General features: G+C 73.1%; 19 protein-coding genes. 10 read left to right on the top strand and 9 right to left on the bottom strand.

Annotated elements, in window-relative coordinates:
* Positions 1-22: 22 nt before the first annotated feature.
* Positions 23-1,462: a UDP-glucose/GDP-mannose dehydrogenase family protein gene (locus tag AB0B58_RS33895; RefSeq protein WP_360232276.1), complete on the bottom strand. Its 1,440-nt coding sequence runs from the start codon at positions 1,460-1,462 to the stop codon at positions 23-25.
* Positions 1,463-1,635: 173 nt separating this feature from the next.
* Between AB0B58_RS33895 and AB0B58_RS33890 the strand changes: the two genes are divergently transcribed.
* Positions 1,636-2,790, top strand: coding sequence for an acyl-CoA dehydrogenase family protein (locus tag AB0B58_RS33890; protein WP_360232273.1), 1,155 nt, complete (start codon positions 1,636-1,638; stop codon positions 2,788-2,790).
* A 165-nt stretch (positions 2,791-2,955) separates the two neighbouring features.
* Here the strand turns inward: AB0B58_RS33890 and AB0B58_RS33885 are convergent, their stop codons facing one another.
* Positions 2,956-4,653: a hypothetical protein gene (locus AB0B58_RS33885; RefSeq protein ID WP_360232270.1), complete on the bottom strand. Its 1,698-nt coding sequence runs from the start codon at positions 4,651-4,653 to the stop codon at positions 2,956-2,958.
* Between the two features lie 59 nt (positions 4,654-4,712).
* Between AB0B58_RS33885 and AB0B58_RS33880 the strand changes: the two genes are divergently transcribed.
* Together AB0B58_RS33880 and AB0B58_RS33875 are read left to right on the top strand one after the other, a co-directional pair.
* Positions 4,713-5,228: an acyl-CoA thioesterase gene (locus tag AB0B58_RS33880; RefSeq protein ID WP_360232267.1), complete on the top strand. Its 516-nt coding sequence runs from the start codon at positions 4,713-4,715 to the stop codon at positions 5,226-5,228.
* Positions 5,229-5,244: 16 nt separating this feature from the next.
* A complete protein-coding gene (locus AB0B58_RS33875; protein WP_360232263.1) occupies positions 5,245-7,188 on the top strand; it encodes an acetoacetate--CoA ligase in 1,944 nt (647 codons plus the stop codon).
* Here AB0B58_RS33875 and AB0B58_RS33870 read toward each other — a convergent pair.
* Positions 7,159-7,887, bottom strand: coding sequence for a TIGR03089 family protein (locus tag AB0B58_RS33870; protein ID WP_360232260.1), 729 nt, complete (start codon positions 7,885-7,887; stop codon positions 7,159-7,161). The genes AB0B58_RS33875 and AB0B58_RS33870 overlap by 30 nt on opposite strands.
* A 172-nt stretch (positions 7,888-8,059) precedes the next feature.
* Between AB0B58_RS33870 and AB0B58_RS33865 the strand changes: the two genes are divergently transcribed.
* Together AB0B58_RS33865 and AB0B58_RS33860 are read left to right on the top strand one after the other, a co-directional pair.
* Positions 8,060-9,205 carry a glycosyltransferase family 1 protein gene (locus AB0B58_RS33865; protein WP_360232257.1) on the top strand — a complete coding sequence of 382 codons (1,146 nt, stop codon included), beginning with the start codon at positions 8,060-8,062 and terminating at the stop codon, positions 9,203-9,205.
* 46 nt (positions 9,206-9,251) lie between these two features.
* Entirely contained in the window at positions 9,252-10,370 is a 1,119-nt protein-coding gene (locus AB0B58_RS33860) for a sugar phosphate nucleotidyltransferase (RefSeq protein WP_360232254.1), read from the top strand.
* 10 nt (positions 10,371-10,380) lie between these two features.
* Here the strand turns inward: AB0B58_RS33860 and AB0B58_RS33855 are convergent, their stop codons facing one another.
* From AB0B58_RS33855 to cofD, 3 genes are read right to left on the bottom strand one after another with little or no spacing between them, the layout of a single operon-like run.
* The gene (locus tag AB0B58_RS33855; protein ID WP_360232251.1) at positions 10,381-10,932 is read right to left on the bottom strand and encodes an NUDIX hydrolase; all 552 of its coding nucleotides are present in this window, start codon (positions 10,930-10,932) and stop codon (positions 10,381-10,383) included.
* Complete coding sequence (locus AB0B58_RS33850) at positions 10,929-11,981, bottom strand: coenzyme F420-0:L-glutamate ligase (protein WP_360232248.1); 1,053 nt, start codon at positions 11,979-11,981, stop codon at positions 10,929-10,931. Before AB0B58_RS33850 ends, AB0B58_RS33855 begins: the two co-directional genes overlap by 4 nt.
* On the bottom strand, positions 11,978-12,937 hold the full coding sequence (gene cofD, locus AB0B58_RS33845) for a 2-phospho-L-lactate transferase (RefSeq protein WP_360232245.1): 960 nt from the start codon (positions 12,935-12,937) through the stop codon (positions 11,978-11,980). Before cofD ends, AB0B58_RS33850 begins: the two co-directional genes overlap by 4 nt.
* A 117-nt stretch (positions 12,938-13,054) precedes the next feature.
* On the opposite strand from cofD, the gene AB0B58_RS33840 reads away from it, so the two are divergent.
* From AB0B58_RS33840 to AB0B58_RS33830, 3 genes are all read left to right on the top strand, one after another.
* Positions 13,055-14,053 (top strand): hypothetical protein, encoded by a 999-nt coding sequence (locus AB0B58_RS33840; protein WP_360232242.1) that lies wholly within the window; start codon positions 13,055-13,057, stop codon positions 14,051-14,053.
* A 129-nt stretch (positions 14,054-14,182) separates the two neighbouring features.
* Positions 14,183-16,699: a bifunctional FO biosynthesis protein CofGH gene (locus tag AB0B58_RS33835; protein WP_360232239.1), complete on the top strand. Its 2,517-nt coding sequence runs from the start codon at positions 14,183-14,185 to the stop codon at positions 16,697-16,699.
* A 288-nt stretch (positions 16,700-16,987) separates the two neighbouring features.
* Positions 16,988-17,245 carry a WhiB family transcriptional regulator gene (locus tag AB0B58_RS33830; RefSeq protein ID WP_015619224.1) on the top strand — a complete coding sequence of 86 codons (258 nt, stop codon included), beginning with the start codon at positions 16,988-16,990 and terminating at the stop codon, positions 17,243-17,245.
* A gap of 33 nt (positions 17,246-17,278) precedes the next feature.
* Here the strand turns inward: AB0B58_RS33830 and AB0B58_RS33825 are convergent, their stop codons facing one another.
* On the bottom strand, positions 17,279-17,644 hold the full coding sequence (locus tag AB0B58_RS33825; RefSeq protein WP_184999260.1) for a metallopeptidase family protein: 366 nt from the start codon (positions 17,642-17,644) through the stop codon (positions 17,279-17,281).
* A gap of 295 nt (positions 17,645-17,939) precedes the next feature.
* On the opposite strand from AB0B58_RS33825, the gene AB0B58_RS33820 reads away from it, so the two are divergent.
* Positions 17,940-18,305, top strand: a complete 366-nt coding sequence (locus AB0B58_RS33820; protein WP_360232234.1) for a DUF3499 domain-containing protein — start codon at positions 17,940-17,942, stop codon at positions 18,303-18,305.
* A gap of 3 nt (positions 18,306-18,308) precedes the next feature.
* Here the strand turns inward: AB0B58_RS33820 and AB0B58_RS33815 are convergent, their stop codons facing one another.
* Both AB0B58_RS33815 and AB0B58_RS33810 read right to left on the bottom strand, forming a co-directional pair.
* Positions 18,309-19,268, bottom strand: a complete 960-nt coding sequence (locus AB0B58_RS33815; RefSeq protein WP_360232231.1) for a polysaccharide deacetylase family protein — start codon at positions 19,266-19,268, stop codon at positions 18,309-18,311.
* Positions 19,269-19,422: 154 nt separating this feature from the next.
* Complete coding sequence (locus tag AB0B58_RS33810) at positions 19,423-20,862, bottom strand: aldehyde dehydrogenase family protein (protein WP_360232228.1); 1,440 nt, start codon at positions 20,860-20,862, stop codon at positions 19,423-19,425.
* 108 nt (positions 20,863-20,970) lie between these two features.
* On the opposite strand from AB0B58_RS33810, the gene AB0B58_RS33805 reads away from it, so the two are divergent.
* Complete coding sequence (locus tag AB0B58_RS33805; protein ID WP_360232225.1) at positions 20,971-22,275, top strand: GAF domain-containing protein; 1,305 nt, start codon at positions 20,971-20,973, stop codon at positions 22,273-22,275.
* Positions 22,276-22,367 lie beyond the last annotated feature (92 nt).

Here is a 22,367-nt window from a genome sequence, read left to right as displayed (position 1 = left end):
CGCGGCCGTTGTCAATACGCCGTCAGAGTGTCGGTGCCGGCCGGCCCATGCCCCGGTACTGCCAGCCCGCGCGCGCCCAGAGCACGGCGTCGAGGCAGTTCCGGCCGTCGATGACGCGGCGGTCGGCGACGAGTTCGCCGAGCACCTGCGGGTCGGCGTTGCGGAACTCGGCCCACTCGGTGAGCACGCAGACCAGCTCGGCGCCGGTGACGGCGTCGGCCATCGAGCTCTCGTAGTGCAGGCCCGGCTGGGCCGCGCGGGCGTTCTCCATGCCCTGCGGGTCGTACACCCGGACGTCCGCACCGGCCTTGGCGAGCCCGGCCGCGACGGCCAGCGAGGGCGCGTCGCGTACGTCGTCGGAGTTGGGTTTGAAGGCCGCGCCGAGCACGGCGATCCGGGTGCCGGAGAGGTCCGGGCCGGCCGGGCCCGAGCGGCGGCCGAGCAGCTCCGCGGCGAGCTGCAGGACCTTGCTGCGGCGGCGCAGGTTGATCAGGTCGACCTCGTGCAGGAACCGGAGCGCCTCGCCGGCGCCGAGCTCCTGCGCGCGGGCCTGGAACGCGCGGATGTCCTTGGGCAGGCAGCCGCCGCCGAAGCCGACGCCCGCCTGCAGGAAGCGGTTGCCGATGCGCGGGTCGTAGCCGATCGCCCTGGCCAGCTGGGTGACGTCGCCGCCGGCCACCTCGCACACCTCGGCCATGGCGTTGATGAAGCTGATCTTGGTGGCGAGGAACGCGTTCGCGGCGACCTTGACGAGCTCCGCCGTGGCGAAGTCGGTGACCACCAGCGGCACCTCGCGGTCCTCGGTCGCGGCCAGGTCGAAGACGCCCTTGTGCGCGGCGTACAGCATGCCGTTGGCCCAGTCGGACTTCACGCCGACCACGATCCGGTTGGGCCGCAGCACGTCCTCGACGGCGAAGCCCTCCTGCAGGAACTCCGGCGACCAGGCCACCTCGATGCCCAGCTCGGGGTCGGTGTGCTTGGCGACGAGCTGCTCGATCCACTCGGCGGTGCCGACGGGAACGGTCGACTTGCCGACGATCAGGGCGCGGCGGGTGAGGTGCCGGGCGAGCCGGGTGACGGATGTCTCAACGTACGAGAGATCGGCGCCCAGCCCGTCCGCGCGCTGTGGCGTGCCGACGCAGATGAAGTGCACGTCGGCGAACTCGGCGACCTCCTCGTACGAGGTGGTGAAGCGCAGCCGGCCCGCGGCGAGGTTGGACCGCAGCAGATCGTCGAGCCCGGCCTCGTGGAACGGCACCTGCCCGGCGGACAGCTTGGCGATCTTGGCCTCGTCGACGTCGAACCCGAGCACCTCGTAGCCGAGCTCGGCGAAGCAGATGGCGTACGTGGCGCCCAGGTAGCCCGTGCCGAGGAAGGCCAGGCGCGGCCGGGCGGCCCCGGACGGCGGCTCGACCTCGGGGAAGGCCGGCACGCTCTGATGGGTCGGGTACGGGATGGTCACGAGGAGAAACTCCACTCACATGGGGCGCCGGAGGGGGGCCTGCGCCGAAACGTGGCATTCACCTTCTCATGGCGGTGCACGCTCGATCCGCGCACCATCCGCGGCGAAGGATAGTGCGCGTACCCTACGCGTCGGTAACATAGGGCGGGAGCCGTAGAGGAAGGGCCACAGCCATGTCTGATTTCGACGTTTACCAGCTGCCGGAGGACCACGAAACCATCCGCGCGGCCGTACGCGAGGTCTGCGACGCGCGCGTGGCGCCGAACGCGGCCGAGGCGGACGAGAGCGCCGAGTTCCCCAAGGCGTCCTACGACGCCCTGCGCTCCTCCGACTTCCACGCACCGCACATCCCCGCCGAGTACGGCGGCGCCGGTGCGGACGCGCTGGCCACCGCCATCGTGATCGAGGAGGTCGCCCGCGCCTGCGCCAGCTCGTCGCTGATCCCGGCGGTCAACAAGCTCGGCACGCTGCCCCTGATCCTGGCGGGCTCGCCGGAGCTCAAGGAGCGCTACCTCACGCCGGTCGCGGCGGGCGACGCGATGTTCTCGTACTGCCTGTCGGAGCCGGAGGCCGGCAGCGACGCGGCCTCGATGACCACCCGCGCGGTCCGCGAGGGCGACTACTGGGTGCTCAACGGCGTCAAGCGCTGGATCACCAACGCCGGCGTCTCGGAGTACTACACGGTCTTCGCGACCACCGACCCGAGCTCCCGTTCACGGGGCATCTCGGCGTTCGTGGTGGAGAAGTCCGACGGCGGCGTCAGCTTCGGCGCGCCGGAGAAGAAGCTGGGCATCAAGGGCAGCCCGACCTGCGAGGTCTACTTCGACAACGTCCGGATCCCGCTGGACCGGATGATCGGCGCCGAGGGCACCGGCTTCGCCACCGCGATGAAGACCCTGGACCACACCCGGGTAACGATCGCGGCGCAGGCGGTCGGCATCGCGCAGGGCGCGCTCGACTTCGCCAAGGGCTACGTCAAGGAGCGCAAGCAGTTCGGCAAGCCGATCGCGGACTTCCAGGGCGTGCAGTTCATGCTCGCCGACATGGGCATGAAGCTCGAGGCCGCCCGGCAGCTGACCTACGTGGCGGCGGGCAAGAGCGAGCGCGGCGACGCGGACCTGACCTACTTCGGCGCGGCCGCGAAGTGCTTCGCGTCGGACGCCGCGATGGAGATCACCACTGACGCGGTCCAGCTGCTCGGCGGCTACGGCTACACCCGCGACTACCCGGTCGAGCGGATGATGCGCGACGCCAAGATCACCCAGATCTACGAGGGCACCAACCAGGTCCAGCGCATCGTCATGGCCCGCAACCTGCTCAAGGACTGACGGTTCATGGCCGACACCGGGGTTGACTCAATGTGGTCGACCCCGGTTCGGTTCTGTCCGGAGGTCGGCTTTCCGGATGTGCGGCTGAGGCTCGGTCGGTAGCTAGGATGGCGGCCGATCACCATCTCGGCGTCGTCCGCTAGCGGCAGTCCTGGCCGGCGTCGCTCACGAAGCCTGCCGAGGCGGCGCGGTGGTGTCGTCGGGTGTGGGTCGGTCCGGGGTGTCCAGGACCGTCGGGAGGGTGTCGTCGGCGGCCTCGTCGGCGGGACGTTCGAGGTTGGTCACGGTCATCGCACGCCGGTCCTGGCTGGGGCCGGTCGCGGCCGCTGCCGGCACGCCCAGCGGGGTCGTCGGATCCGCGCCGGGATCGGGACGCTCCGAGCCGGCGATCGACATCGCCCGGGTGGTCTCCTCCGTCTTCTCCCCGGCCGGGTTCGCGACGGTGGCCTCACCGGGTGCCGGTAGCGTCAGCACCTCTGTGCGGTCCGCGGGCGGCTCGACGGTGCCGACCCGGATGACCTGCGTCTTCTCGCCGGAGTCGGCGGCGTCGAGGGCCGGCGTCGGCAAGCCGTCCGCCGTGGGCACGCGCAGTACCTGTGTCTGCTCGCCCGAGTCGGTGGCGTCGGTCGGCGGCGCCGGCTCGGCGGGCAGGCGCAGCACCTGCGTCTTCTCGCCGGAATCGCTGCCGTCCGGATCCGGCGGCACCAGCCGGGTGGTCGCCTCGCCATCCGACCCGGCGGAGTCGCTGGTGGTCTCTTCCGCCGGGTGCGCCTCGCCGGCCGTCGGCACCTCGACCTCCGACACGACCTCGGTCGGATCGTCGGCCCCGGTGAGGTCCCCAGTGACGGCTTCGGTCGGTTCCTCGGTCCCGGTGACGGCTTCGGTCGGTTCCTCGGCCTCAGCGACGGTCTCGGTCGGTTCCTCGGTCCCGGTGACGGCTTCGGTCGGCCCCTCGGCCTCCGCGACGTCCTCGGTCGGCCCGTCCCCGGCTCCGAGGATCGTGGTCGCCTCCTCGGCCGGCGCGGGTGCGGCACCCGTCGTGATGACGGTGGTCGGCAGCTCCGGCGGGGCGCCGAGGCGCATGACCGTCGTCTTCTCGTCGCCGTCGTCGTCCACCGGCAGCACCGTCGTCTGTGGGCCGCCACCCGCAGGGATCGTCACCGTCGGCTCCGCGTGCACCACGATCTGGGTGGTGTCCGCCACCGGCGCCAACGGCGGCTGGGGAAGCGGCGGCTGGGCGAGCGGCGGCTGGGCGAGCGGCGGCTGGGCGAGCGGCGGGCGGGCGAGCGGCGGCTGGGCGAGCGGCGGCTGGGGATACGGCGGCTGGGGCAGCGGTGGCGGCATGCGCGGCGCCTGGCGCTGCTGGGGGATCACCGACGTCGGTTCCGCGGCCATCGGCGTGCCCGCCACCCGGGCCGCGCCGCGCGCCCCGCCGATCGTGCCGATCAGCAGGATCTGCGGCGGCTCGAACGCCCGCCAGCGCCGTGCGCTCAGCGCCGTGCACAGCAGCGGCACGGCCAGCAGGACCGCGAGCCCGTAACCGGGGGTGCTGACGTCGAAGCCCTCCTTGGCGATGTTCGCCGGCCAGACTCCCGCGTAGGACTCCGGCGCTATCCGGGCCCAGGCGCCGACGACCGCGAAGACCAGGCCCGCCAGCGCCGGGCCGGCCGGGGAGATCGGGGCGAAGAGCAGGATCGCGTACGCCGCACCCGCGAGCAGGAGCAGCAGCACGCCGGAGAGCGACTCGATGCCGCCGTTGTCGCGCGCCCGGCCCGTGAGGTCCTGGTCGAAGCCGACACCGCACAAGATCCAGACCGCCGGGGCAAGCACGAGGGCGTACATGATCGACCGTAGATGGCGCACGCCCGGCACCGTACCCGCCTGCGGCAATGCTCAGAAAGGGCCGCCGTAACGTAGCGGCCATGAGTGACCATCTCGTGGGACGGCAGACCTCGCATTCGCGGGTCACGCTCAGCCGGATCATGACCGCGACCGACGTCAACCTCTACGGCACGGTGCACGGCGGAGTCCTGATGAAGTTCGTCGACGACGTCGCCGGTGCCGCCGCGGCGCGGCACAGCGGCGGCACCGCGGTCACCGCCGCGATCGACGAGATCCTGTTCATGGAGCCGGTGCGGGTCGGCGACCTCGTGCACGCGTACGCGCAGGTGAACTGGACCGGGAGCACCTCGATGGAGGCCGGCGTGAAGCTGACCGCCGAGCGCTGGGACACCGCCGGCGGCGAACCGCTCAAGGTGGCCACGGCGTACCTGGTCTTCGTCGGGGTGGACGTCTCCGGGCACCCGCGGCCGATCCCGCCCGTGCTGCCCGAGTCGCCGGACGACGAGCGCCGCTTCCGCGAGGCGATCATCCGCCGGGAGCACCGGCTGGCCCGCCGCAAGGCGATCCAGGAGGCGAGGGCAACCCCGTCTGAATAGACGTTAGGGTGTCGGCATGACGACGGGCACGGTGCTGTGGACCCCGCCGGCGGACGTTCTCGAGACGTCCCGGATGGGGCGGTTCCTGACCTGGTTACGGGCCGAGCGCGGCGTGGACGCGGCGGACTACGCCGAGCTGTGGCAGTGGTCCGTGACCGACCTCGAGGGCTTCTGGCGGGCGGTCTGGGACTACTTCGACGTCATCGCGCACGCCGAGCCGACGGCGACGCTGCCCGACGCCACGATGCCGGGCGCCCGGTGGTTCCCCGGTGCCACGCTCAACTACGCCGAGCACGTGCTGCGGATGCCGGGGCTGGGCGACGACGATCCGGTCGTCATCGCGTACTCGCAGACCCGCGAGCAGGTCACGCTCACCGCGCGGCAGCTTCGTGAGCAGGTCCGGCGGGTCGCCGCCGGCCTGCGCCGGCTCGGCGTCGGGCCGGGCGACCGGGTCGCGGCCTACGCGCCCAACATCCCCGAGACGTACGTGCTCATGCTGGCGACGGCGAGCCTCGGCGCGGTGTTCTCGTCGTGTGCGCCGGAGTTCGGCTCGCGCAGTGTCATCGACCGCTGGACCCAGATCGAGCCCAAGGTCCTGGTCGCGGTCGATGGCTACCGCTACGGCGACAAGGCGGTCGACCGCCGCGAGGAGGTCGCCGCGATCCGGGCGGCCCTGCCCAGCGTCGAGCACCTGATCACGATCGGCTACCTGAACGGCGGCGGTGACTGGGACGGCCTCGACGGCGACGAGCCGCTGTCCTTCGCGCCGGTCCCGTTCGACCACCCGCTCTACGTGCTCTACTCGTCCGGCACGACCGGGCTGCCGAAGCCGATCGTGCACGGGCACGGCGGCATCCTGCTCGAGCACCTGAAGATGCTGGCGCTGCACCACGACCTCGGCCCGGGCGACCGGTTCTTCTGGTTCACCACCACCGGGTGGATGATGTGGAACTTCCTGGCCTCCGGCCCGGCGGTCGGCGCGGCGATCGTGCTCTTCGACGGCCACCCCGGTCACCCAGGCCTGGACGCGACGTGGCGGCTCGCCGCGGACGCGGGGGTCACCTACTTCGGCACGTCGGCGCCGTTCCTGATGGCCTGCCGCAAGGCCGGGGTGGTCCCGCCGGCGTCGGCGATCCGCGCGGTCGGCTCGACCGGCGCGCCGCTGCCGCCCGAGGGCTTCCGCTGGGTCTACGAGGTTCTCGGCGACACCCCGCAGCTGCAGTCGCTGTCCGGCGGCACCGATGTCTGCACCGGCTTCGTCGGCGGTACCCCGCTGCTGCCGGTGGTCGAGGGCGTCATCTCGTGCCGGGCGCTGGGCTCGCGGGTCGAGGCGTACGACCCCGAGGGCAAGCCCGTCATCGGCGAGCTCGGCGAGCTGGTCATCACCGCGCCGATGCCGAGCATGCCGGTCGGCTTCTGGAACGACCCGGACGGCCGGCGCTACTTCGAGGCCTACTTCGACGTGTACCCGGGCGTGTGGCGGCACGGCGACTGGATCACCATCGGCGAGGACGGCAGTTGCGTCATCACCGGCCGCTCCGACGCCACCCTGAACCGGGGTGGCGTGCGGCTGGGCACCGCCGAGTTCTACTCGGTGGTCGAGGGCGTCGCCGGTGTCGCCGACTCCGTCGTGGTGCACCTCGACGCAGACGGCCAGGACGAGCTGCTGCTCTTCGTGGTCCTGGCCGAGGGCGTCGAGCTCGACGACGAGCTGCGCGGCCGGATCCGCGGAGAGCTGCGTGCCGCGCTCTCCCCGCGGCACGTCCCCGACGAGATCCACCAGGTACGCGCGGTGCCGCGCACCCTCTCGGCCAAGAAGCTGGAGGTACCGGTGAAGCGGATCCTCACCGGCACCCCCGCGGACCGGGCCGCCGCCCGGGGCGCCCTGGCCAATCCGGAGTCGCTGACCGCGTTCGAGGAGCTCGCGGCGTCACGTCAGGCGGAGCGTGACCCGCTCTGATTCGGTGCGACCCTCCACCTTGGCCGGATCGAGGTTGCCGCAGAGCACGATGCTCGCGCCGGCGACCAGCGGCGCCAGCAGCCAGTCCGCCGGGTCCGGGTAGGCGCGTGCGTCCACGAGCACCCGGTCGCCGGGCTTGATGCCCAGCTCGGTGGCGCGCTCGGCCGCGGTCCGGCACACCGAGAGGTGGCTCTCCTCGACCGGGCCGGCCAGCGCCCGGTCGTTGGGGTCGACGGGACCGGAGGAGACGAACCGGTCGCCGAAGCCGCGCACCTCGACCGTGTAGTCGAGGAAGCCGGGCGGCACCTCGCGCAGCGGCGCGGCGAGCGGCAGCAGCCCGGTCGCGTACCGGTCGCCGGTGGTCCAGGCGGCCGCCGTCCCGGCCAGTTCCGGGCTGGTGAAGAGCACCTCGACCGGCTGCGGGTCCGGGCCGAGGTCCGCGGCGAGGCCGGCCGCCCAGGCGCCGAGCAGCACGGCCGCGGTCTGCCAGTGCGGCGGCAGCAGGACCGCCACCGAATCGCCGGAGCCAAGGCCGACTCCGTCGACGAGCAGGTTGGCGGTCTTGGCGACCCAGTTGTCCATGGTCGCGCCGGACAGCTCGGTGCGGTCGCCGCTCGCATCGTCGTACCAGGTCAGCAGGGGGGTGGTCGGGTCGCGGCGCACGGCTGCCGCGAGGGCCACCGGAATCGTCTCAATCATCGCTGCCGACGATAGTCCGTTGACTGTCCGTAACGAGATGATCTCGGGTCGGCGTGGCCGCGCGAAGAGCTGGTAACGGCGCGATGTCTTGCGGTGTCGCGGTTCACACGGGTCCCATCGAGCGGCGTACCCTTGCCAGTGGTCTGGCCCACTGCCCCCGAGGAGTTGCTACGTGACCGCCGGTCGTCCGCCCCGAGTCCTCGTCGACGCCACTAGCGTCCCCGCCGACCGGGGTGGTGTCGGCAGATACGTCGACGGGCTCCTCGGCGCCCTCGGCGCCATCGGGCCCGACCGCCTGGACCTCGCGGTGGTGACCCAGCGTTCGGATGCGGAGCGTTACTCCCGGATGCTGACCGACGCCGAGGTGATCGCCGGCCCGTCGGCCGTCGCGCACCGGCCGGCGCGGCTGGCCTGGGAGCAGACCGGCCTGCCGCTGCTGGCCCAGCAGGTCGGCGCCAAGGTGCTGCATTCGCCGTTCTACACGTGCCCGCTGCGGGCGGGATGCCCGGTCACGGTGACGGTGCACGATGCGACCTTCTTCACCGAGCCGGAGCATTACGACAACACGAAGCGCACCTTCTTCCGCAGCGCGATCAAGACCTCGCTGCGCCGGGCCGCCCGGGTCATCGTGCCGAGCAAGGCGACCCGCGACGAGCTGATCCGGCTGCTCGACGCCGACCCCACGCACATCGACGTGGCCTACCACGGCGTCGACCACACGGCGTTCCACGCGCCGACCGAGGAGGAGAAGGCGAGGGTGCGGGCCCGGCTCGGCCTCACCGACGCCGGCTACGTCGCCTTCCTCGGCGCGAAGGAACCCCGCAAGAACGTCCCCAACCTGATCCGCGGCTGGGCCCGCGCGGTGGCCGACTGGCCGCACCCGCCGGCGCTCGTCATCGCCGGCGGCCAGGGCCACGACGACGACATCGACCGGGCGGTGGCCGAGGTGCCGTCGCACCTGCGCCTGCTGCGGCCCGGCTACCTGCGCTACGCGGACCTGCCCGGCTTCCTCGGCGGCGCGCTGGTGGCCTGCTATCCGTCCTTCGGCGAGGGCTTCGGCCTGCCCATCCTCGAGGCGATGGCGTGCGCCACGCCGGTGCTGACCACGCCGCGGCTGTCGCTGCCGGAGGTGGGTGGCGACGCGGTGGCGTACACCACCGAGGACCCGGACCGCATCGCCGAGGACCTCGCCGACCTGCTGCACGACGAGCCCCGCCGGCTCACGCTGGCGAAGGCGGGCTTCGACCGCGCCAAGGAATTCAGCTGGTCCACCAGCGCCGAGATGCACGTCGCGACCTGGAACAGGGTGGCACCGTGAGGGGTTCGGCTTCCGAACCCGTAATTGATCGTTACACTGCGTGCGCATGAGTGAGAACCCGGGAGCCCTGTACGCCGTCATTCCCGCAGGTGGCAGTGGTACCCGTCTATGGCCGCTGTCCCGGGCCGGTCACCCGAAGTTCCTGCATCCGCTGACCGGCACCGACGCGTCGCTGCTGCAGGCGACCGTGGCCCGGCTCGCCCCGCTGACCGAGCCGAGCCGCGTCCTGATCGTCACCGGGGTCGCGCACGCGGCCGCGGTGGCCCGTCAGCTGACCGAGCTCCCCGAGGAGAACATCCTCGTCGAGCCGTCGCCGCGCGACTCCTGCGCGGCGATCGCCCTTGCCGCCGCGGTGATCGCCCGACGCGAGCCCGAGGCGGTCATGGGCGCGTTCGCGGCCGACCACCTCATCGCCGACGGCAACCGCTTCCTCGGCGTGATCCAGCAGGCCATGGCCGGAGCCCGGCAGGGCCTGCTGATGACGCTGGGCATCACCCCGACCCGCCCGGAGACCGGCTACGGCTACCTGCAGTGCGGCGGCCCGGTCGTCGACGCGGACGGGGTGATCGCGGTCGAGGAGTTCAAGGAGAAGCCGTCGTACGACGTGGCGGAAAGCTACGTGAAGTCCGGCAACTACCTGTGGAACGCGGGGATGTTCGTCTGGCGGGTCGACGTCTTCCTGGCGGAGCTGGCCCGTCAGCAGCCGCAGCTGCACGCGGGCATCGCCCGGATCGCACAGGCCTGGGACTCCCCGTCCTGCGAGGAGGTGCTCGGCGAGGTCTGGCAGACCCTGCCCCGCATCTCGGTGGACTACGCGGTGATGGAGGGCGCGGCCGCGGTCGGCCGGGTCGGCACGGTTCCGGGCGACTTCGGCTGGAACGACGTCGGCGACTTCCACACCCTCGGCGAGGTGCTGGCCGCGGACCACGCGGGCAACGTGGTGGTCGGCCACGACGTGTCGGCCAGCCCGGACGTGCTGCTCCGCGAGACGGAGAACCTGGTCGTGGTCCCGAACTCCGGCCGCCTGGTGGCGGCGCTGGGCGTCCGCGACCTGATCATCGTGGACACCCCGGACGCGGTCCTGGTCTGCCCGCGCGACCGTGCCCAGGAGGTCAAGTCCCTGGTGGACGAGCTCAAGGACAAGGGCGACCTGCACTACATTTGACGGGGCCCGGTCACAGCCGGGCGAAGGCGGGCGCCAGCTGCTGCACCACGCCGCCGGCCAGCGGCGTGGGCAGCGCGTCCGCCGTGAACCACGCCAGGTCCGCCGATTCGTCGCTGATCTGCTCGACCGCGCCGGCCGGGCAGACGGCGAGGAAACGCACGTCGAAGTGGTGCGACGGCCCGGCCGGCGCGCCCTGCGCCGGTGCGCAGCGCACGGCGTGGATGTCGACGTCGATCGGATCCGGATCGAGCCGCAGGCCGGCGATGCCGGACTCCTCGGTGGCCTCGCGCAGCGCGGCGCGCGCGAGGGTGCCGTCGGCGGGCTCGCAGTGCCCGCCCACCTGCATCCACATCCCGAGCCGCCCGTGCAGGCACAGCAGCACCCGGCGCCGCTCGTCGACGATGAGGGCGCTGGCGGTGACGTGCCCGGCCCGATGCGCGCGGGTCAGTGCGACCGGCCCGGCACCCAGCAGTTCGAGGGTCCGCTTCCGCGCCAGGTCGGCCGCCTCCGAAGTGGCCTGCCACCGGCCCAGCGTCTCCACGGCGTCCCGGAGCAGGATCACCTCGGCGTCCCCGGCGCCGGGCCCTCGGCGACGGTGACGGTGGCACCGGCGTCCGAATAGGCGACGGCCGACGACAGGCCCTCGGCGGCCATGGCCGCGCGCAGCCGGTGCAGGTCGGCGCCGAAGCGCATGAGCGCCGCCGCCGTCACCTCCGGGGGAGCGCACCTCAGCACGCCCGGCGTGCCGGCGTCGATCAGGGTCCCCTCGGCGATCACGTCCGCCACCAGGGCACGCGCCCGGGCCACCGCGGCCGGGAGGCCGCCGGTCGCGCCGGCGCCCGGTGCGGCGGGCAGCGTCGCCGCCGCGCGCAGCCCGTCGGCCCGCGCTTCGGCGGTGCCCAGGGAGAACATGTCACTGGCCGCGTCCCGCAGCAGGGCGACGGCGCCGGGGGTCTCGGCCGTCCCCGCGCCCGGGTAGCCGCGGACCACCGCAACCGGCACCTGGTCGCACTTGCCCTTGACCAGCTCGCCCGCCGCCGCCAGTTCGTCGATCACGGCCATCTGGGTGAGCTCGAGCTCGTTGCCGTACGGGTCGATCTCGCCGCGGTGGTCGCGGAACGGCTCGATGCCCGCCGCGCCCAGCGCGACGTCCGTCAGGCCGTTGCGCCACGCCCGGCCCATCGTGTCCGACACGATCACGCCGACCCGCAGGCCCCGGGCCGCGAGGGCCGCGTGCAGCGCCCGGGCCGAGGCGTCCGGGTCGGCCGGGAGCAGCACCAGGTGGGTCTTGTCGACGTTCGACGCGTCGATTCCCGCCGCCGCCATCACGAAGCCCTGGTGGGTCTGTACGATCGCCGTCGGCCCGCGGCGGGCCACCACGCGCCGGGTCTGCGATGCCAGGGCCGCCTCGCGGGCCGCCTCGCGTTCCGGGCCGTCCGCGGGGACCTCGACGAGCCGGCCCTCGGCCTTCGACACGATCTTGCTGGTGACGACCAGTACGTCGCCGTCGCGCAGCCAGGGCGCGTTCGTGGTGATCAGAGCGGCCAGGTCGTCGCCAGCGGTCACGTCGCCGATGCCGCGCACCGGCAGGATCTCGAGGCCGTCGATCAACGCGCCACCTCCGCGAGGTCCAGCGCGCGGGCGACCATCTCCGCCGTCGTGTCCTCGTCGGTCATCCAGAGCGGCACGGCCCTGGTCGTCACCCCGGGCACGTCGGTCGCACCGTCCGCGGTGTCGACCAGCCAGCCGTCCAGCAGGCCGCCGTCGCCGCGGGCCCCGTAAAGCTCGGCCACCCCTGCCGCGCTCACCTCGGCGCCGAGCGTCGCCAGGCAGCGGTCGGCCATCCCGCGCACCGCGGCGCCACCGATGATCGGCGAGACCCCGACGACCGGCGCCGGGCCGCTCACGACGGCCTCCTTGAGCTGCTGTACGGCCAGGATCGGCGCGATGCTCACCACGGGGTTGCTCGGGGCCACCAGCACCACATCGGCGGCGGCGATCGCCTCGAGGACGCCCGCGGCCGGCTTGGCGGTCTCGGCGCCCACGAAGACGAACCGGTGCGTGGGCACCTCGCCGCGGTAGCGCACCCACCACTCCTGGAAGTGGATCGCCTTGCGCTCGCCCTCGACGTCCGCCACCACGTGGGTCTCCAGGCGGTCGTCGGTGGCCGGGAGCATGGTGATGCCCGGCTGCCACCGGTCGCACAGCGCGGCGGTGACCGCCGAGAGCGGGTAGCCCGCGTTCAGCATCGTCGTGCGTACGAGATGGGTGGCCGTGTCCTTGTCGCCCAGGCCGAACCAGGACGGTTCGGCACCGTATTTCGCCAGCTCCTCCTTGACCACCCAGGTCTCGCCGACGCGGCCCCAGCCGCGTTCCGGGTCGGCCGCGCCGCCCAGCGTGTACATGACGCTGTCGAGGTCGGGGCAGATCCGCAGGCCGTGCATCCGCACGTCGTCGCCGACATTCACCACCGCCGTCACCTCGGCGCCGATGCGCCGCGCATGTGCGCGCACGCCCACCAGGAACCGGGCGCCGCCGATCCCCCCGGTCAGGACCACGATCCGCATTCGGCCATCCTTGCGCACCGCGCCCCGATTCGTGGCCTGCGGGTGCCGGGTGTGACGTGGGTATCGGGTCTAGGCTGAGCCGACCCGCCCCACATCCGATCTGTCAGGAGTTCAGCTGTGACCAGCACACCGTCGCCGCAGCCGCCGGGGCGACCGGTCCTCGAGGCGATCCGGCCGCTGCGTGACCTCGCCGCGTTCGCCCTGGTGGGCGCCCCCGCCGTCTGGCTCTTCGTGGCGGTGATCCGCCTCATCCCGTCCGGGGTCGGCCAGGACTTCCTCACCCGGACGCAGGACAGCTTCTACCGCTTCGTCAACGTCGAACAGATCGTGCTGCCGCTCGTGGCGGTGCTGCTGGCGACAATGGTTCTGCCGGCGCACAAGCACGCCAGGCTGATCACGATCGTCGCGCTTGTCGAGTACGCGGTGGCCGGCTTCTTCGGGATCCTCTTCGGCTTCCTGATCGCCCTGGTGCGGCTCGTGGACTGGAGCGTCCGGGTGGCGTTCGAGGAGTTCCTGGTCCGCGCGGCCTGGCTGGCGGTCTTCGCCGCGGCGGCGTACGCGGTGTTCCTGATCTGGCGCAGCCTCTACTACACGCCCAAGCCCAAGGCGCCGCCCGGCGTCTACGGCCAGCCACCGCAGAACTGGCAGCCGCAGCACCAGCCGTACGGCCAGCCCGGCTACCCCCAGCCCGGTCAGCACCAGGGCGGTCAGCACCAGGCCGCACCGACCCAGCCCGTGCAGACCCAGCCGGTGCAGCCCGGCTACGGTCAGCCGCACCCGGGTCAGCCGCAGCCCGGTCAGTGGGGTCACGCGCAGACCCAGCCGGCGCAGCCGCCCGGCCAGCCCTACGGCCAGCCGGCCTGGGGAGCCCCGAACGCCGTACCCACGCCGTCCTCGGCCCCGCCGACCCAGCCCGTCTCGGGGCAGCCGGCCTCCGGCGGTGCCCCGCCCGGACCGTTCGCCCCGCAGCCGGGCCACCCGCAGGCGCCCGGCGCCTACGGCCCGCCGTCCTACCCGCCGGCCGGCCCCGCCGACCCGACGCAGGCGATGCCGCACCGCGACCCGGACGACGACCGCACCCAGATCGTGGGCGAGGAGTACCCGCCCCGCCAGTGACCGACCGGCGGCGGCGCTCCCGATCAGGGCGCGCCGCCGGCCCGGGTTCCCGCCGACCGTGTCTCACGCCACTGCGGCTACGAGGTCGCCTCGAGCGCGGCCGAACTCATTCCGGCCTAGGCTGCACGGGTGGCAGACGTGACTGAGGCCAGCATCCGACGCGCGCTCAAGCGCGCCTCCGACGGCAAGGCGGTCGATGCCGACGAGGCGACCGCCCTGCTGGCGGCCGAGGGGCCGCTCCTCGACGACCTGCTCGCGATCGCCGGCGGGGTGCGGGACGCGGGCCTGCGGGAGGCCGGCCGGCCCGGCGTCGTCACGTACTCGAAGAAGGTCTTCATCCCGCTGACCCGGCTCTGCCGGGACCGTTGCCACTACTGCACGTTCGCGACCGTGCCGCACCGCCTGCCGGCGGCCTTCCTGGAGCGCGACGAGGTGCTGGCGATCGCCCGGGAGGGCGCCGCACAGGGCTGCAAGGAGGCCCTGTTCACGCTCGGGGACCGGCCCGAGGAGCGCTGGCCGGCCGCCCGGCAGTGGCTGGACGAGCGCGGCTACGACTCGACCCTGGACTACGTGCGGGCCTGCGCGATCGCCGTCCTCGAGGAGACGGGCCTGCTGCCGCACCTGAACCCGGGAGTGCTCAGCTGGGCCGAGCTGCAGCGGCTCAAGCCGGTGGCGCCGAGCATGGGCATGATGCTCGAGACGACGGCGACCCGGCTCTGGTCGGAGCCCGGCGGACCGCACTACGGCTCGCCCGACAAGGAGCCCGCGGTCCGGCTGCGGGTGCTGGACGACGCCGGCCGCGTCGGCGTCCCGTTCACCACCGGCATCCTGATCGGCATCGGCGAGACGCCCGCCGAGCGGGTCGAGGCGATCTTCGCGATGCGCCACACGGCCCGCGAGTTCGGCCACATCCAGGAAGTCATCATCCAGAACTTCCGCGCCAAGCCGGACACGGCGATGCGCGGCATGCCGGACGCCGAGCTCCGCGAGCTCGCCGCCACGGTCGCGGTCGCCCGGGTCATCCTGGGACCGCGGGCCCGGATCCAGGCCCCGCCGAACCTGATCGCGGGGGAATACTCCCTGCTGCTGCGCGCGGGCATCGACGACTGGGGTGGCGTCTCTCCGGTGACGCCCGACCACGTCAACCCCGAGCGCCCGTGGCCGCTGATCGAGGCGCTGCGGCAGCACTCGCGGGAGGCCGGATTCGAGCTCCGCGAGCGCCTGACCATCTACCCCGAGTACGTCCGCCGCGGCGAGAACTGGCTCGACCCGCGGCTGGCCGCGCACGTGGCCGCCCTCGCCGACCCGGCGACCGGCCTCGCCCGCGAGGAGGCCATGCCCGCGGGGCAGCCGTGGCAGGAGCCGGACGACGCGTACGCGGCCGGCGGCCGGACCGACCTGTTCGCCTCCATCGACACCGAGGGCCGCACCGGTGACCGCCGCGGCGACTTCGACAGCGTCTACGGCGACTGGGACGAGGTGGCGTCGCACGTCTCCGCGGAGGCGGTCGCCGCCGGGGCCGGCAAGGTGGTGCCGCGCATCGAGTCCGACGTGCTGGCGGGCCTGAAGCTGGCCGCCGAGGATCCGGGCGCGCTGCTCGATCCGGCGCACGAGGACAAGGCCATGGCCCTGTTCAACGCCGACGGCTCCGCGCTGGACGAGCTCGCCCGCCTCGCCGACGACCTGCGCCGGGAGGTCAACGGCGACGACGTCACCTACGTGGTGAACCGCAACATCAACTTCTCGAACGTCTGCTACGTGGGCTGCCGGTTCTGCGCGTTCGCCCAGCGCGAGAAGGACGCCGACGCGTACCGGCTGTCGGTCGAGCAGGTGGCCGACCGGGCCGAGGAGGCGTGGCGGGACGGCGCCACCGAGGTCTGCATGCAGGGCGGCATCGACCCGAAGCTGCCGGTCACCGCCTACGCGGACCTGGTACGCGCCGTGAAGCGCCGGGTGCCCGGCATGCACGTGCACGCCTTCTCGCCGATGGAGATCGTCACCGGCTCGGCCAAGGCGGGCGTCTCCGTGCGCGACTGGCTCACCGAGCTGCGCGAGGCCGGCCTCGACACGATCCCCGGCACCGCCGCCGAGATCCTCGACGACGACGTGCGCTGGGTGCTCACCAAGGGCAAGCTGCCCGCGTCGGCGTGGATCGACGTGGTGACCACGGCGCATCAGGTGGGCATCCGTTCCAGCTCGACGATGATGTACGGCCACGTGGACCACCCGCGCCAGTGGCTGGGCCACTTCCGGGTGCTGGCCGGGATCCAGGACGTGACCGGCGGCTTCACCGAGTTCGTCGCGCTGCCGTTCATCCACACCAACGCGCCGATCTATCTGGCCGGGATCGCCCGGCCGGGTCCGACCTGGCGGGAGAACCGGGTCGTGCACGCGATGGCGCGGATCCTGTTGCACGGCCGGATCGGCAACATCCAGTGCTCCTGGGTGAAGCTCGGCGACGCGGGCACGACCGCGATGCTCAACGGCGGCTGCAACGACCTCGGCGGCACGCTGATGGAGGAGACGATCTCGCGGATGGCCGGGTCCGAGCACGGCTCCGCCCGTACGGTCGCGCAGTTGAAGGAGTTGGCCGCCGCCGCGGGCCGTCCCGCCGCCGAGCGCACGACCGTGTATGGCCGCCGGTAGTCACAAGGTCACAAAATGGGGTAATTTGGACTCGACGCGCCGACCTCGCGTTACCTTCCGGTGGCCCTGAGAGATAGGGCTGGAACGGGACCACGAGGCGGCGACGGAGCCTCGGGGAAACGGGCCTATTTATCAGGTTCGGCTTGACGACGCACGTCTTACACGCGTGTAATTTCGGTGGGGTTGTGGGAAAGACGGGTCGCGAACCGTCATTTCCGCAAGAAACACGCCGCGTGCGTGGGGGGTCAGCGCAGGCATCGCTGCCGGCGCGGAAAAGGAGGCACGCCGATGGAAGCGCAGGTTGAAGGGGTAGACCTGCTCGGGGATGCGCCCGAGTGGCAGGAACGGGCACTGTGCTCGCAGACCGATCCAGAGGCTTTCTTCCCGGAGAAGGGCGGTTCGACGCGCGAGGCGAAGCGGATCTGTGGCCGCTGCGACGTCAAGGCCGAGTGTCTGGAATACGCGCTGGGGCACGACGAGCGCTTCGGTATCTGGGGCGGGCTCAGCGAACGCGAGCGACGCAAGCTAAAGCGGCGGGTCGCCTGATCGGAGACTTCCTGTCGACGCCGGGGGGCCGTCTCAGGAAAGCTCGTCAGGATCCACGCCGAGCAGGTTGGCTACCTGCTCGATGATCACATCGTGAACGAGGTCGGCGAGGTCCTCGCGGTCCATCGCCCGGAACTCCAGCGGCCGCCGGTAGAGCACGATCCGCGGCGGCAGCTCCTGGCGACCCGGGCGACCCGGCAGCAGCCGGGCCAGGGGCACCTCGCCGTCCTCGAGCACATCCGAGTCGTAGACGTTCAGGTCCGGCGGCACGTCCTCCACGGCGAACTCGACGCCCGCCAGCTCCTTGGCGTAGCGCCGCTCGAGGCTCTCGACGGTGTCCAGGACCAGGTCGTCGAAGATCTCGGCCTTGGTGCGTGCGAGGGGGACGGTCGCCGGCACGAGCCGGCCGCGGAGCCCACGTCCGTGCCGGTCCCGGCGAGCGGGCCGCCCGGGTCCGGCGGCGCGGGCGGATCGGCCGGGATCCGAGCCGGACCGGCGGCGGTCGGGGCTGGTAGTCACGACCGTCAGCCTAGCCCGCGCGGGGCGTCGTAGGTGGTCAGGCCGTGCCGGGCGCGTTTCCTCCAGGGAATTCGTCCCATTGGGACGGCGTGTCGGTGCGCCATGTCAAAATCGTGATGCATGGTGGATCGGCGTGTCGTGGCTGCGCGCCCCCGCGGAGAGATAACGTGCCGCCGTGAGGTCACCACGGCGTTGCTCCCGGAACGGCTGTCCACGACAGGCGGTCGCCACGCTGACCTACGTCTACAGCGATTCGACCGCCGTGGTCGGCCCGCTGGCCGCCTTCGCGGAGCCGCACACGTACGACCTCTGCGAGCCGCACGCCCGCAGCCTGACCGCGCCCCGCGGCTGGGAGCTGGTGCGCCACGACGGCGACTTCGCGCCGCCCCCGCCCACCACGGACGACCTGGTCGCCCTGGCCGACGCGGTCCGCGAGGCGGCCCGCCCGGCGCCGCCGCCGCGCCCGGAGGGGCACGACAACCTGCCGGGCCACCAGACCGGCCGCCGCGGACACCTGCGCGTCATCCCGCCCTCACACTGAGCCTCAGGGCAGGGCGACGAGGGTGTAGCGGTCCTTGAGCCAGGGGAGCAGCTGCTCGTAGGCGGCGATCGTCTCCGGCTGCCCGTAGTCGTGTGAGAGCACGATCGCGCCCTCGTGCACGTGCTTCTTCACCGCGCGGACGACCTTCGCCCGGTGCGCCGCGCCCGACTCGCCGCCCGAGTGCTCCCAGTCCCGCGGATCGACCTGCCAGTAGATCGACTTCATGCCGAGGCTCGCGCCGGCCGCCACGAAGGCGCCGGTGAAGTTCCCGCCGGGCGCCCGCACGTACCTGATCTCCGCGCCGGGCACGGCCGCGCGGATGGCGTCGTTGGTGCGCCGCAGGTCCGCCTCGATCGCGGCCGGCTTGCGCTTACCGAGCGTCAGGCTGTGCCGCCACGTGTGGTTGCAGAGGGTGTGTCCCTCGGCGGCGATCCGCCGGACCAGGTCGGGGTGCGCCGCGGCGTTCCGCCCCACCAGGCAGAAGGTCGCCTTGACCTGCTGGCGGCGCAGCAGGTCGAGCATCCGGGGCGTCTGCACGGGGTCGGGGCCGTCGTCGAAGGTCAGCGCGACCCCGGCGTCGCCGGTGCGCATCAGGCTGTCGGCCGGCCCGCGGACGGCGCTCGCGGGCCTGGGCTTCCCGGTCGGCTTGTCCTGCGCCGCATCGGCCCGCCGGGGATCAACGGTGGGCTGGTGCCGGCGGGGGGTCGCGGCGGGGGAGTCCGAGGGCGAGGCGGAGGGCGAGGCGGAGGGCGAGGCGGTGGTCGAGGCGGTGGTCGAGGCGGACGCCGTCGGCGAGGCGGACGCGGCCGGCGAATCGGAAGCCGTCGGCGAGGCGGACGCCGTGGGTGAGGTGGCCGTCGCGGAGCCGACCCAGCTCGGGGCGCTCTGGTCGGCCACGGCCCCGCCGCAACCGGCCAGGGCGGCCAGCGCGAGCCCGATCATCAACACCTTGGGGGTACGCATATCAGACGAACTCCGTCCGAGGGGCACAAACGAGGACGGGAGAAATATGGTCCCGCGGACCCCCGGAAAGATCGATCACCCGTAGGCATGGCACTGATCGGGGAGATGAAAAGCGGCGGTCCCCCGGTCGGGAACCGCCGCGCCTGTCTCGCTTCTATAGATCCACGCTGGTCAGCACCATGACGCGAGGCTCCGTGTAGTCGTCCATCGCGCTCGCCAGGCCCTCGCGGCCGACGCCGCTGCCCTTCACCCCGCCGTACGGCATCTGATCCGCCCGGTACGACGGCACGTCGCCCACGATCACGCCGCCGACCTTCAGCTCCCGGTGCGCCGAGAACGCCGTCTGGATGTTGTGGGTGAAGACCCCGGCCTGCAGCCCGTACGCGGAATCGTTGATCGCCGCGAAGCCCGCCGCGTCGTCGGCGACCTCCGAGACCACGAGCACCGGGCCGAAGACCTCCTCGGCGACCACCTTGGAGCCGGTCGGCACGTCCGTGAGGACCGTCGGCGGGTAGGTCGCGCCCTCGCGCTTGCCGCCGACGACCACGGTGGCGCCGGCCGCCACGGCCTCCTGCACCCAATCCTCGACCCGCCGGGCCGCGTCCTCGCTGATCATCGGGCCGACCTCGACCTCGGGGTCGGTCGGGTCGCCGGTGTGCAGCGCCGAGACCGCGTCGATCAGGCGGGGCAGGAAGCCGGTCAGCCCGGCGTGCACGTAGACCCGTTGGACCGCGATGCAACTCTGCCCGGCCTGGTACGTGCCGAAGCTCGCCACCCGCTGCGCCGCCCAGTCCAGGTCGGCGTCGCCGCCGTAGTCCGCGCAGAGCAGCACCGCCGCGTTGCCGCCGAGTTCGAGCGTCACGTGCTTCTCCGGCGCCGCCCGGCGGATCTGCGCGCCGACCGGCCCGGATCCGGTGAACGACACGATCGGCAGCCGCGGGTCCGCGACCAGGGCCGCCGCCCGATCGTTCGGGACCGGCAGTACCGAGAACATGCCGGCCGGCAGGTCGGTCTCGGCCAGGAGCTCGCCGAGCAGCAGGGCGGTCAGCGGGGTCGCGGGCGCGGGCTTGAGCACGATCGGCGCGCCGACCGCGATCGCCGGGGCGATCTTGTGCGCGACCAGGTTCAGCGGGAAGTTGAACGGCGAGATGCCCAGCACCGGGCCGCGCGGCACGCGCTTGATGACCGCGATCCGCCCGGTGCCGCCCGGGTCGGTGTCGAGCCGCTGCAGGGCGCCGGCGAACCGGCGGGCCTCCTCGGCCGCCCAGCGGAACACCGACCGGGCCCGGTCGGCCTCGATCCGCGCCCACTTCAGCGGCTTGCCGTTCTCGGCGGTGATCAGCGCGGCGATCTCCTCGCGGCGCTCGGCGAGGCGGGCCGACACGTGGTCGAGTGCCGCCGCGCGGACGTGCGCGGGCAGGGCCGCGGCCCGGTCCGCGACCTCGGCCGCCGCGGCGACGGCGGCCTCGACCTGCTCCTCGCCGGCCCACGTGGTACGCCCGACCACGCGGCCGTCGTACGGGTGCGTGACCGTCACCTCTTCGTCGCCGCGCGCCGCGACGCCGGCGACATAGAACGCTGTCGTGTCCTCCACCACCGCAGCCTATGCCGCCGGCGGGCCGATGTGGTCCGGCGCCACCGGCGAACGGACGGTTGTCGCCGGGCGTGATGCGGGACACGATGGACGGGACTGGAGGTGCGCATGTCGAACCCGTGGCTCGCACTCGCCCTCGGCGCCGACCCCACCGAACACATCAGCCAGGTGGGCCGGGCCCACGAACGTTTCGTGACGGGTGAGCAGACCGTGACGCAGGTGCGGCCCGTGGTGGCCGACTCCTGGCGGCGCTCCGCGGGCGCGCTGGTCAGCCCGGACGGCACCGCACCCATCGAGCTCAGCGACGGCGAGCTCGAGGCGTACCGCGCGGCGCATCCGCTGGCCCGGGTGCTGCCGATCTTCCGGGACCTGCTCGGCGGGCTCGCCGACGACGGCGGGCACCTGATGGCGGTCTGCGACGCGCACGGCCGGCTGCTCTGGGTCGAGGGCACCGCCTCGGTCCTGCGCGGCGCCGAGTCGATGAACTTCGTGCCGGGCGCCCGCTGGGACGAGGCGCACGCCGGCACCAACGCACCCGGCACGGCGCTGGCCGTCGACCACCCGTTGCAGATCTTCGCCACCGAGCACTTCACCCGCGGCGTGCAGCGCTGGACCTGCGCGGCCGCGCCGATCCACGATCCCGCGACCGGCCGGCTGCTCGGCGCCATCGACGTCACCGGCGGCGACCACCTGGCCAACCCGCACAGCCTCGCGCTGGTCCGGGCCACCGCGCTCGCGGCCGAGGCCTACCTGAGCGCACACCTGCACCAGCCGGCGGCGGACACCGCCACGGTGTCGGTGTCCGGGCGCGAGGACGCCGTGCTGTCCGTCGGCGGGAGACGGATCCGGCTCGGGCGCCGCCACTCGGAGCTCCTGGTCCTGCTTCTGGTGCACCCCGAGGGCCGGACCGGCGACCAGCTCGGCTTCGACCTGTACGCCGACGACCTCAATCCGGTGACCGTCCGCGCGGAGCTCTCCCGGCTGCGCCGGATCCTCGGGCCCGACCTGCTGGACTCGCGGCCCTACCGGCTGCGCGCCGACATCGAGGCGGACTTCCTGACCGTGACGCGGCTGCTCGAGCGCGGCCGGGTCGCCGAGGCGCTCGCCGCGTACGCGGGTCCGCTGCTGCCCTCCTCGGACGCGCCGGGCATCGTCCGGCTGCGCCGGCTGATCGATTCCCGGCTGCGGGCCGCGGTGCTGGCCGGCGGCGACCCGCGGCTGATCCTGACCTTCCTCGGCGCGCCCTGGGGCGCCGACGACCTGGAGATGTGGGAGGCGTACGCGGCCGCGCTTCCGCCCGGCTCGCCGGCGCGCCCGCCGGCGATGAAGAGGGTCGCCGACCTGGCCGCCGAGTACGGACTGTCCCCGGCTCGGGGACTGCTGCCCGGCCTGCCGCGGCAGCGCCGCCGGTAGCCTCCTGCAACGTCTGTGCAACGTCCGCGTATCTACCGTCGCCCATATCCGCGTCGCCCAACGTCGGGCGGCGACCCAGGTATGGAGGACCC

Origin of the sequence: Actinoplanes sp. NPDC049118 (genome assembly GCF_040648555.1) — a bacterium.
Taxonomy (GTDB): domain Bacteria; phylum Actinomycetota; class Actinomycetes; order Mycobacteriales; family Micromonosporaceae; genus Actinoplanes.
Note: the sequence above shows the minus strand (reverse complement) of the source record. Positions and strands in the feature narration are given on the sequence as shown.